The 13,668-nt window shown below is 66.5% G+C and carries 1 protein-coding gene (running past one end of the window); it reads left to right on the forward strand.

The window, feature by feature from the left end; all coding sequences use genetic code 11:
- Positions 1-13,668 carry the 5' end (the start) of a C2 family cysteine protease gene (locus tag K7711_RS21640; RefSeq protein ID WP_222971220.1) on the forward strand. Its footprint extends 20,316 nt past the window's final position, so the window shows 13,668 of its 33,984 coding nt (coding positions 1-13,668); the start codon lies at positions 1-3; its stop codon lies beyond the right edge, outside the window.

Raw genomic sequence — 13,668 nt, forward strand, 5'->3', positions numbered from 1 at the left:
ATGAGTATCGAGATGCCTGCCGGGTTGCAGTGGTTGTCGTATCTGGCGGGGTCGTCGTGGCCGAAGGGGGATGAGGATGCGCTTTTCGCGTTGAGTCGGGACTGGAGCGATGCGGCGAATGCGTTGAACGCGCTCATCGCGCCACTGCATGCCGCGTGTGATACCGCGACGAGTAATTACGGGGGTAGTGGCGCGGATCAGATGAGGTCGCAGTTCGAGCAGTTCTTCTCGGGGGATTCCTCGGTGGAGAAGATTGTCGAGGGGCTCGAGCAGCTGGCGGATTCGGTGTTCGATTGTGGGCAGCAGACCGAGTACGCGAAGTTGCAGATCATCATCACTTTGGCGGTGATGGCCGCGGAGATCGCGTATGCGCTGGCCACGTTGTGGGGGGCGTGGGCGGTGCCGTTGATCGAGGCCGAGGGTGCGGGGATCATGCGGTTGATCGCGTCGCGGTTGGCGGCGGCGTTGGCTGCGCGGGCGTCGCGGTTGGCGGCGACGCCGTTGTGGAAGTTGACCGCGATTCAGGTGCTGAAGCAGGGTGCGATCGGGTTGGGGACCGATGCGCTGGCGCAGGGGATCGAGTTGAGTGAGGGGCACAGTAAGGGTTTCAACGTCAAGCAGATGTTCATTACCGGGGCTGTGGGTGCGGTGTCCGGTGGTGTGGCCACGCCGATCGGTCATTTCGGCGGTAAGTATTTGGGGGGTTGGGTTGCCAAGAATGGTGGGATGAACTGGTGGAAGGCCGGTTTGGTGGCGGTGGGGTCCGGTATTCCGGCGGGTGTGGTGGGTGCGGGTGCGGGGATCGTGACTTATGGGGCGTTGACGGGGAATTGGGAGTTCGATCCGGCGGCGTTGCTGGGTGGTGTGGGTGGTGGTCTGGTTGGTGGCGTGCACGGGGTGCTGGGGCATTTCCAAGCCAAGTTCACCGCTGGACCTGTGGGCGGGGGCGAGGTGTTGCCCGCCTACACCGCTGAGGACAAACCGCCGCCGTACGGTGACGGGTCATCGACGTACAGCGGCAAATCCGGCGGCCTCGACACCAAGAGCGCCTCGAACGACAGCTCGAATTCCACGAACAATCTGGGCGGGGAGAAGACCCGGGACAATTCGCCGCAGCCGACGCCCTCGCGGGAAGACAACTCCCCGAACGGCCGATCGCGCAATACGCAGGCGCAGAACGCGCGCAGCACCACTACCGAAACGAATCCTGCTGCGGCGCAGACTCCGCGTGGCGCGAACACCAACCCGTTCCGGCAGAGCAACGAGTCACATGTCGAGGATTCGAATGTGCAGGCAGGCACCACTAATCCGTTCCGGCGGGGCAACGGGACACAACCGCGCGGGGTGAACTCGAATGCGCGCGGGGAGAATACGAACCAGTTCGGTAACCGCAGTGGGCCGCAGTCGCGTGTCGAGGATTCGAACGCGCGTGGCGGGAACACGAATCCGTTCCTTCGAGACAACACCCCGCAGCCGGACTCGGAGTCCACTCCGCTGCGGAACACGCCCGCGGAGGGGCTGGATCGCAAGCGATACCAGGCCACCGTGGAAGAGGTCCCCGACGAATCCGATATCCCGTCCACGCAGAACCGAACCGTCACGCCCACAGACGATCTGGGTAGCACGCAAAACCGGACCACCGTCGAGGAAGTTCCCGACGAGTCCAATACCCGGTCCGACCCGACCCGCACCTCCACCGAGCACAACCAGAGCCGGTCCACCCCACTCGCGCCGCAGGATTCGACGGGAAGCTCCGCACGCATCCCCAAGTCCGATATCCCGATCCGGAACCGGGCACAGGACCTGTCCCGACCGATATCCGCCGACTCGACCACGACACGAACCCCGGCCTCCGCACGCCCGAGCCCGTCCTCCCTGGACGACGGATCGCGCTCGGTGACCCGCATCGCCGCGGGATCCAAGACCGAGACCGCACCGAAAGCGACTGCCACACCCTCTGTTTCGGAACAATCCCGGATCCGATCGATGCCGACCGAATCCGACCACTCCCTGTCGACGACCCGCCGGTCCGAACCGCCCTCGATCTCCCGCCAGAACCAGGCGCTGCGCTCGAGCGAAACACCGCTCTCCTCACCCACCGACGAGATCCGCTCCCCGCTGCACGATTCACAACAGGTCCGGGCGAATCCGGACGAGGTGCGCAGCTTCGAATCCCTCACGCACGCCGACGGTTTCGCCGCCGACAGGTTGAACACCCGGGACGACCTGCCGAGCCAGGAGCGGGAGGCGCTGGAGGGCAACCACGACATCGCCACCGTCAACGACCTGCTCCGCAACATCCCACCCGACGACATCCCCGACCGGCACACCGAATTCGCCGCCGACCACCAGACCGCGAGCCTGCTCACCGGCAAGGATCATCTCGCACCGGATATCCCCGCCCTGCGCGAAGTACCCGCCGATTCATTGCGTGACCGGCGGGACACTCTACGGGACAACAAGAACCGCACACCCGATCAAGAACGCGAGATGCGGGCCATCGAGGACATCCTGTCCCACGAGAACCCCGAAGAACGGTGGAACCAACTCCGCAATCGCGCCGCGCTGCACCGCACCTGGACCGACTACTTCCGGCAGAACCTGAACCGGCCTTTCGAGCCCGGCGACATTCAACGCAACATCGAGTTGCTCGACAAAGCGACCGGGCACGAATTGCCACTGCCGCAGGCGATCCGCATCGACCGACCCCTCACCGATCCGCGCGTTCTGGTCGACAAGAACGGTAACCCGTTCACGGGCCGGAACATTCGGGATCTGGTCGACACCGTCCAGCATGAACCCGGCTATCTGCAGCTGCCGCTGCGTGACGAACCGGCCTCGGCGACCAGCAGCCCATTCCGCATGCAGTTGGAGATTCCGCGTGGCACACGCGGTGTCTACGTGGGCGGCGACCACCTGGATACGCACCATTTGTTGCTGGCCCGCGACACCACCTATCGGATCACCGGCGTCGGTCACGACAACGGCACGACGGTCATCGCGGCGCGGGTCGAGCCCCGCCCGGATCACGCGCCGGAGGATCCGATTGTTCAGGTGCGCAAAGATATCGCCGATTCCGAGAGCCGTGCGGCGCGGTTGCGTCAGGAGCAGACCGATCGGATCGCCGAGTCGGGAAAACATGTCGAGGATGCGCGTAAGAATCTCGAAACCGCCCAGGGTGAGGAGGAATCCGGGGCTCGGGCCGCCTACGAGCAGGCTGCGGCCGAGCACTTGCGGACGGTCGAGGACGCGTTGGACAAACTTGTCACCGCGTCGCGGGAGGCGGGGTCCGCGCGCTGGGATGCGTTCTTGTCCGGGCGGATCGGCCGTGCGGAAACCTTCGAAGCGGTCGCCACCGAACGGGTGCGGGCAGCCAAAGCAGCCGCGGATGCTCGGCAGGAGTACTACGAACTGCAGGCCGGTCCCGGAAAGCCGTCGGAGAAATCGGGTCCGTTGACCGAACTCGGCGACGCCGAATTGACCGACCGGATCAAGAACGGGTCGGAGCTCGAGAAGGATGCCGCGCTCAATGAGCTGAATCGCCGGGTGACCGGCAAGGTGAAGCGGTTCACCCAGGATATAGCCGATTTGTTGATGGAACACGCGCCGGTGGAGGTGGATACCGGGGAGGGCAAGGAGATGCTCGTCATCCTCAGATCCGTGCGACTGGCGTTGGATGATGGTTTGGCGCATGTGATGACAAGTAGTGATCCGCTGGTGGATCACATGCAGCACGAGTTCTTGAAACTGGTGGCCGACCGCGACCTGAATCTGACTATTTACCATCTGGATTCGGATCAGCCGTTCCCGGCGCGTGCGCCGGGAGAGAGCGTCATCGTGGTGGGGACCGCGCAGGATTACGGTTTCCGGGCGGTGAAGGAAGCCCAGGCGATGATCGACACGCTGACCGAGGCGGGGCTGGGTGGCGATGATCTGAAATCGTTGCAGCAGAGTTTGGCGGAAGCGCCGACCTTCCCCGAGTACAAGGCCCTGCTGGATGAGGCCGCTGCCGCGCACGGTGTGGATGCGCGGTTCGAACCGTTCCCCGGCGGCAAGCTGACCGTCGATGAGATCGATGCCCAGTTGATCGACGAGCAAACCCATTACGTGCTCTCCCCGGGAGCGGCGGAGCAGGCGAGCCCGGAGTTCGTGGCAAAGACCAAGGATATTTGGGGGGATTTCCAGCGCGCCAAAGACGAAGGTGTCGTGGCCGAGGCCGATTTCGGGAAGAACCCGGATATTCCCGGCATGTTCGATTCCCGCCTCACCCCCGGTGGCCGGGAGAAGCTCGAAGCGATGCTGGGTACCTCGCTGACTCCCGCCCAGGCCGAGGAATACGCGCATGCCGCGCAAGCGCAGTGGGGTCCGCGGGAGAACACCGACTACCACGTCGGCAGCGACGGCAAGATCAAGATCATTTCCTCGAAGACGAACGATCAACTCATGGACGATCCGGAGAAGCAAAGCTCGAGCCGCTGGAACGGATTCGCCAAATACCTCGAGGTCAAACACAGCCGCGGCGGAGACGACAGCGGTATCACCGCTGATCCGAAGTACTCGATCAGCATCACCGGTAAACAGCTGTTCTCCGGCGGGCATCTGGAGATCCGGGGCACCTCGGGCACCCTGCTCACCGCGACCGAGCACACCCCGCGTGGTGTGGAAGACATCATGCACGACGAGTACGGCACCGGGCCTATCGCGCGCGTGGAACGGTTCTTCGATTCCCAGCTCGATCGGTTGCCCGATCAGCATTTCGCCACCCGCGACGGCAAATTCGCGCAGATGGCCAAGGACATCATCGACACCGCCTTCGTCGAAAACCCGAACACCGGCAAACTCGAACAGGCCGGGTCCCCGCAACTGGGCGTGGCCATGGACAACGCCGACGTCGGCCGCTTGGCCGAGGCTGTGCGGGCCGAGGCCGAATCGCGTGGTCTCGACGTGGAACTAAACGCTGTGGATGCGGCGTGGATGGATTCGTTCGGCAGCAAACGCGCGGCGTATGACAAGTTGCAGGAGATCATCGCCGAGGGCGGGAAGATGGGCAGGATCACCCTGGGCAACAAGGTGATGAGCCGCGGGGTGGACATCACGCCGGTCCCCGAAGCCATCGCCGCCGGTGGGCTGAAAGTGAAAATCAGTGGCGGACCCGCCTACTCCGCTCGGGTGAACCACCAAGTGGAGACCCGGGCCGCGCGCAGCGGCGATCTGGCCCGTGGGGGTCGGGAGAACGGCGGCACCCCCGGTGAGGCGGTGCATTACATCTCGCCGGAGGACTACCTGTCCAGCGCACCCACTCCGCGCGTGAAACAACTCCTGGTCCGTTATCAGGATGCGGCGCAATCACATTCGGAGGCCACCGAGCTGCATCGGACCGGTGCGACCGACAGTGGGACCAGGCTCGAGCAGACCCGAATCGATCTGGATCAGGCCACGCACGACCTGCGCACCATCGCGACCCCGCTACAGAAGGCCGCGGTGGAACAGCAGTTGGTCGATTCCCGTCGTGCCCCCACGTATTCCGCACACGCGCCGCCCGAGATCGAATCCGCGGCCGGGCAGCCCACGACACCACCTCCACGACAACAAGATTCAGATTCCCGCGGACGCCTGGACTACGCGTCCTTCGACGAACTCTTCCGCGACGATCTCTCCGACGACGGGGCCGTGTCGCAGCCTCGGGCGGGCGCCGCGCATCTCGATGACGCGAACGTCCACAACCCGTTCGCCGCCCGCGGACCACAGTCCGACCGGGCACATCCGAACCAGAACACGAACCCGGCCGCGGTCACATCGCACGACGAGACCGACGGTCGCCACACCGAAATACGCAGCAGCGAAACCGATCCCACGATCACCCGTCCGGACGGCGACACCGTCCGGACGTCCGACGGCAGTACGTCATCGGTGTTCTTCACGGACGGCACACGCTCCCTGGCCACACCCGATATCAACATCTGCGCACAGCTCACCATCGACGAGCTGATCGCCCGCACCAACAGCGCCGTCGTGCGCCCCCTCGCCCTTCCTGGCGGCCCGACCGGCATTCCCCGCTCCGCGCTGGAAGATGCCGCGGGAAACACTCTGCGCCCCTTCACCACTCACGACGCTGTCACCAGCGCCCTGGCGCAGCACGGTCCCGGCGCCACGGCGCTCGTCGTCGACACCTACACCACCCGTGACGGATACGGAATCGGCGCGCACACCTACCTGATCGTCAACAACGGGAACGGCTTCACCGTCGTCGATCGCGGACTCGGAGCCGAGCACTCCTTCCCGCCCCGGCCGCTCCGGGACGTCGCCGGAGTCGAAGCAGCCCTGTATACCGCTCAGGGCCGGCCGATTCCGCCGGCCCCCAGTGCCGATAGCGACGTGACGGACCGGACCGTGGGCAATTCGCTCGGCGAAGAACTACGGATCGGCTCTACCGGGCAACCGCATTCGGGCATTCCGACGACATCCGCCCCGGACGGAGAATCGCACATCCCGGTTTCTCCGGCGGCGGAAACCGAGGCCGGCCTGCCGGCCTTGCCGCAGGAGCTAGCACCCGACGAGCAGACGGCGCTGAACGCGCATCAGGCCCAACCGATTGTCGACGACGTGCTGCGCACCATCGCCGACCGGACGGGCAGCAGCTGGTTCGACAAGGTCGAGGCGTGGTACACCGAGGTCGCGCAGAACTACGAGCTCGTGCGCCTGCTGGTTCCCCGGCGCACCGTGCCACCCGATATCGATGGGTTGCGTGACCAGCTCACCCGGCTGACGAACGAGATCGCGAGCAAGCCGAGCGCCACCGATGCCGAGTTGCGCAAAGAACGGGCGCTGCAAGCGATTCTGTCCCGCGACGACGCCGCGGCGCACTGGAAACAGATGCAGGACCACCTCGCCCTGTATCGCACGTGGTCGGTGTTCCTGGCGAAGAGCTACGACGAGGTGTTCGACCCGGATGTGGTCCAACAGCACATTTCGCAGCTCGATCAGGCGACCCAGCGCGAACTTCCACTGCGCCGGACGATCCACGCTGTCGGCAATTTCGTGATCGGAAAGCACGGGGGCGCGGCCGAATTCGATGGACCGGGCCTCATCGACAGTGTGCGGCACGACCCGGGCTATCTGACCGTCTCGCTCGGTGTGGAACCTCCCCCGGTACGCGACGGTGACCTCGCCCACCGGATGGAATTGGTGATACCGCCGGGTACGCGTGGGATCCACCTCGGCCCCGATGCTGCCCATCCGGGCCGGAACCAGCTCCTGCTCGCTCGCGATACGCAATTCCGGATCACCGGCATCGACAACGACACCGGTATCGTGCATGCCACGGTGGAGCCTGCCGCCACACCCCGGATCGAGCCTTTCCTCGTCCCGGACCGAACGGTTGCCGACGAGCCCGACAGCCCGGTCGCACAGGTCCCGCCGGCCCCGGCGCACTGGGAGCCGGTGCGCCACGACAGCGATCCGCTGATGGCGGCCCTCGCCCGGATCCTGGACCTGCCCGGCGTTTCCGCGGTTCGCGACCGGATCAACCAGCGTCTGTCGGAGATGGAACGCTCCGAGAGCGAGGCCCTGGACGAATTCAGGGGCCGCTGGCAGGACGGACGGATGTCCGACGCGGAGTGGGCGCGCGAGCAGGGCAGGTCACAGGACATGCTCGACTGGCTGGTCGATGCCCGCCGGACGATGGCTACCGACCCCGCCGCGTATCGGAACTCGCGCGAGCCCGATACGGCGGACGCACCGCTGAAAGTCGCCGCCAGGGTCTTCAACATGAACGTGGTCAGTGCGCACCCGGACGGGCATGCGTCCGAAACCGTGCCCCTGCTGTACAGCCCGAATGTGTTCGTGCGCCGCACATCCGGCGGTCACTACGAGATCGGCGTGACCCCTGAGGGCAATCTGTTCACGGCGGTGAGTACCGAACGTCAGCGCGCCGAGCTCAGCGCGCGCACGGGCGCGACCCTGAATATCCCGCAGCCGTTGACCCGGGTGCTGGCGTCGCCTGCGATTCCGCTGCTCGATGGTGCCGGCCTGCTCTACAAGTACATCGGCGAGACCCGGCCGATCGTCGCGAAGACCGCTGTCGACGCCGTTCCGGACGCCGAACCCCGGCAGGAAGCACCGGGCCGCGACTATCACACTCCGGTCAAGCACATGACTCCCGAGGAACTCGAGTCGCACCGATTGTTCGTCGGCGAGGACGGCCTGTTGCGCCGGGCGTCGGACGGTCTGCCGTTCGACACCACGTGGGCTCACAACGCGCAGGACGACAGTTACGGCCGGGCGATATTCGTCATGGACGAATTCGGCAACCTGTATTCCGGCGACCAGGATTTCGGTGTCCAGCACCATTCGTCGTTCCTGGGCGGGCGCATCGTCACCGCGGCCGGTGAGCTCGATGTGCGCGACGGTCTGCTCCGCGCGATGAGCGATGCCAGCGGGCACTATCAGCCTGGCCCGGAGCTCAACGACTTCGCGCTGGATCTGCTTCGACGTCAGGGCCTGCGCCTGGACGCCAATTTCTCCCGCCGGGATTTCCAGGACCAGCCACGCGACCGGTCGGGCGAGCTGGAGCGCCAGCGTGCCGAGATCGCGCGGCTGCAGATCCTGCTCGACGCGACGAAGCAGGCACTTACCCAGCGGGAGAACATATTCGCCGCGGCGCACCCCGCACCGGAGCAGGGCGACTCCGTGACGCGCGGCACCCTGCGGGCCACCCGCGAGGATGTGGACTGGCAGCAGACCGAGCTGGATCGCTTGCGCCGCGTCACCGGGGCGGGTGCGGTCGACAAGTCCCTGCAGAGTCAGCTGTTCGCGCACCCGGCACCGCACGACCCCGGCGATCGCATCAAGCCGCCGGGGCGCTCGCGCGGACTCGGCGATACCGAATTCTCGGCGCCCGAGCGCGCGAGCTGGTGGCGTGAACACGGGGAGAGCTGGTGGAACGACCTGCGTTTCGCGGATCTGTCACCGGAATTCCAGTCGCGGCTGCTCCGGGATTTCCCGGGCCTGCGCAACGGTGAGGGGATTCCCGCGCAGGTGCGGGATATGTTGAACCGCAGGTATATCCAGCTCGAGATCGCCAGGCTCGGCGAGCTCGTCGGCAGCAGTTGGTTCGGCTGGGGAGCGCAGCGTCAACTGCACGCCCTGAAGAACATCCTCGCCGATCTGCAGGCTGCCGATCTCGAAACGTCCATCGCCGCACAACGTTCCGGTACGGCCGCGCCCACGGTGCATCTGCTGTCGTTCGACCAGAATGCCGACGGGCGATCGGGCGCTGCGACGATCGCGTTCGGCCACGTGGATACGGCCGATACGGTGCACTGGCACGCACCGGCGAACACCAGCGTCTTCTCGATGAACCACACGATCATCGATGTGGCACAGCAGCATTCGCAGTCCGATCCGGGGACGGGCACCGCGACCGTGTTGCGGGTCGGCGACCAGGGCCGCACTGTGGTGCGGCCGAACCGGTCGCACACGTTCACCGAACAGCAGACCGGTGCCCCGAGTCCGCTCGCAACGACGGTCGCCGCATTCGCCGACGCTCGCCGCGCAGCTGCGAATGCGGTCGCTCTGCGGCAGATTCACCTCCACCTGCCGACGGCTGCGGTGAATTCCACCGTGCCGCACCTGGATTCGTCGATCGTCACGGTCCACCAATCCGGCCGTGCGCCGACCGCGGTTGACGGATCGCGCGCCGTGGCAAGGGATCCGGTCTCGACCGCTGTCCCCGAACTCGCGCCTGTGAATGCCTGTGGACCACTGACGCTGCGGCGGATCGCGGAACTCACCGGAGCGGAGATCGGCTCGATCGATCGCCCGATCGGGCTGGACGGCGTGAGTGCTACGGAGTTCGCGGATGCGGCTCGTACTTCGTTGCGGGACTTCGATTCTCACGATGCGGTCGGTGATCGGCTGCGTGCGCTCGGGGACGGTTCGGCCGCTGCTGTGGTCGATGTCTACGAAACAGCCGATCGGCACGGTATCGGCGCGCACGCGTATGTCCTGCACAATCGTGGTGGGACCGTCTACGTGTACGAACCGGCCACCGGTCACGAGCAACCCTTCACCGAGCATCGTCCGGAACATGTTCGCTCCGTCTCCGCTGCGGTCTACACCCCCGAGGGCCGACCGGACATTGCCCCCGGCCGTGATACCCCCGGCGGCCACACTCTCGGTGACCTCCGGATCGGTGCCCCGCGGGGACTGCGAACGTGGCGTAGCGCGCAAACTCCCGCGACCGCCGACGGCAGCCATCCCACGCCCGGTGCGTCACGGCCTGGAACCACGGCCCGGATCCGTGCCCGTCTGCGACGGCTGTTCGATCGTGTGCAGCTCTCCGACGAGCGGGAGGATTTCCCCGAGGACACCGGCGCGGGGCCCGGCTACCTCGTGGACGGAGACGCAACCACCGCGAATCAGCTGCGCTGGCTGTTCGAAACCGAACCCGCAGCTACCGAGAACGCGCCGGAATCAGCTTTCACCGCCGGGCGGGAGGACTTCCCGCAGGACGCCGGTCCAGGGCCGGGCTACCTCGAGGGCGGAGAGTCCGCGGACCAGCTGCGCTGGTTGTTCGAAGCCGAACCCGAGAGCACCGGGAATGCGGTTCCCGCTGCCGGGCGCACCAGGTACTCCTCGGCGGCGCCGCCGAATCTGGCGGTGCAGCAGGCGGACACGATCGGGAATACCGGGAACACGGTGCTGATCGACCGCGGCGGGCGGGCCGTGGTGATCGGGCCCACGGACAGCGTGCTGTGGGACGGGCGGGACGTCAGGGGGAATGCACAGATCCGCTCGAGTTCGGACCCGTCCGGGACGCTGCACCGGCTGCACACGGAACTGCTCGACCACCTCGACTGGACCACGGGACCCAGTGGGGAATTGGAGGGCACCCCGCGGCGGGACGCGTATGGGCGGCCGGTCGGGTCGTTGTTGTTCTACGACCGGGGTGTGTCGGAGCTGGGGCCGGGCGAACTGCTGCCGACCGAGCCCACGGCGGCCGGTGGTGTGCGGATCGAGAATCTGAGTACGAAAGTCGTGCTCCCGGCCGATGCCGTACATGCCCTGGGGCTGGGCGGGCCGGCGGCCGACACGGCGATGGTCATGCACACGGGTCCGCTGTTCTCGACGGTGGATTCGCGGCCGACGCCGCGGCCGTCGGATGCGCGGGCGGGAACCTGGGCCGACCACAGGGTGCTGCTGAACAACCTCGGCAGGATCGCGTCGCGGGATCCGCAGGCGCTGGTGGACATGTTCCACGAATATCCCGACGGGACGGTCGGGGTGCGGTTCTTCATCGATGGCGGACCGCACTGGGTGCGGGTGGATCGGCGCCTGCTGCACGACTCGTCGGGCTCGCCGATCCATGCGGCGCACACCGACGGCGAACCGCTGTGGGCGGCGTTGGCGCAGAAGGCATATGCGCTGTTGCGCCCCGATATCCTCGCCGACACGACAGTTTCGGTGCGGCCGTTCGGCGAGCCGGTGCATCCGCCGCCGATCCAGCGGATGCCGGGTTCCGCGATCGCCGCGCCGACGGACCGGCTGACCATCGTGGACCACGACGGCGGGCTGCTGAGCCTGCGGCCGGGCGATGAACTGCACGGCATCGACGACCCCGGGAACCCGGATCTGCTCACCGTGTGGGTCGGTGCGGATCCGGATTCCCCGAGCCATTCGGTGCACCGGGATCTGCTGGGTGAGTTGACCGTGTTCGGAGCGGGCAGTGACGGCGCCTACCACTGGCAGACGCCGACCGCCTGGTCGTCGCAGGGCGCCGCACTCGGATTCGTGGGACTGCGGCGGATGTCGACGGACAGCCCGACGCATCTGCCCGGCGGAACCTCGATACCTCTGGACGTCGGGATCGGCGGCGAACTGCTGCTGGACGGGAATACCCGGGTCTCGGAGCAGACGTTGGCGCAACTCGGCCGCACGATACAGCGGGCGACCGCGGGCGTATTCGGCCACGCGGGGCCCGTGCCGGGGGATGCGGCCCAGGGCCGGGTCGGGGACTGCTATCTGATCGCGCCGCTGAAAGATATGGCGGCGAACGATCCCCAGACGATCCGGGACATGATCACCGAGTATCCGGACGACACCGTCGCCGTGCGGTTCTTCACCGCTCAGGGCGCTCCGCGGTGGGTGCGGGTCAACCGAGATCTGTATACCGATGCGCAGGGTCGGATGATCTACGCGGCCCACGACGCGAGCCGTGCGCTGTGGCCGGCCCTGATCGAGAAGGCGTACGCCGTGCGACAGGGCGGCAACTTCCAGGCGATCAAGGGCGGCTACCCCGCGCGCGCCATGATGGAGTTGCTGCCGCCCTACCAGATCGACGACACCGGGGCCGTTCACCAGCCGGTACGCAGTATCGACCTGGCCACCTTCCTGCATCCGATGCGGTTGGGCGTCGACTCGCTGCACGATCTGCTCGTCGAGCAGATCGGTACCGGTGCCGATCCGGATTCGGTGTTCGCGTTCGCGCAACGGCTCGGTCGGCTGGAGCCGATCTGGACTGTCAACCGCCAGGATTCGGTCGATCGCTTCCGGAATTTCCTGAACTACCACCTGGATCCGGCGGAGCGGGCGCAGTGGCAGAGCGAGATCGCCGCCGTTCTGGACTATCTCGGCCGGATCAGCGATCCCGGGACGCCGGTGACCAGTTCCGTTGCCCGGCAACACTTCGCCGATCTGGTGCGGTTCATCCGCGGCCGCGGCGACAAGATTCTGCTGTCCACCGAACAGTTCGGCCAGGGTTCGCAGAACACCACCAGATATCCGGGTCTGGTCGGCTCCCACGCCTATTCGGTGGTGGATGTGCGTTCCGGCGACGACGGCGGTATCGCGGTCGTGCTGGAGAACCCGTGGGATCGCAACCCGAATGTGTCGCAGACCATCGACGGACTCACCTACGGCCCGGGTGGCACCCTCACCGTGGATGCCACGCATCTGAGCAAATTCGCGCTGCTGTCGATCCGCGGTACCGGTACCCGCTTCGCCTTCGGCGACAGGACCGCGACGTCGTCGAACGACTGGCCCAAACCGGAGGCGGATCCCCCCTTCTCGGACCACCGGCCCGGCACATCGTCATACCCGGCCGATCTAACGCGACGCGACGTACCCGCCGCCGACGGCAGCGCAACCCATACGCGCGCCCAAGCCACCCGCCCGGGTTTCGACACCGGCGAATCCAGCGTGCCGCGGCCCGGGACCCGATCGGACGACGGAATCGTCGACTTCGGCGCCGACCTGCTGGAGAAACTCGCCTTCGAACTCGACGGTGTGCCGGAGAAACCCCGGAACACCTTCTCGGACAGGGGATTCCAACCGCCGACACTTCGTGAGAGCGAATTGCTGCACAACCTGTCCTCGCGGCAGCGGCGCGAACTGCTGCCCGAGCCCGGGGTGGCCTTCGAGTTCCCCCCGCCCAAGGGGGAGAACACCCTCGTCGTCTTCGACCACCGCGGCGAGATGCACCGGCTGCCGCCCACCGGCCGGGAAGAGGCGAAGATCGTCGAACGGCACGGGCACGAGTACTACGAGATCCACACGGCGGACGGCGAAAACCGATACATCCCCGTCCTGGACGACAACCGTGGCATGCACTTCGACCGATCGCGGCGCAGCCGCAGCCGCGGAACTCTGACCTGGGATGTGGGCGACGGC

The organism is Nocardia coffeae (genome assembly GCF_019890715.1).
GTDB lineage: Bacteria > Actinomycetota > Actinomycetes > Mycobacteriales > Mycobacteriaceae > Nocardia > Nocardia jiangxiensis.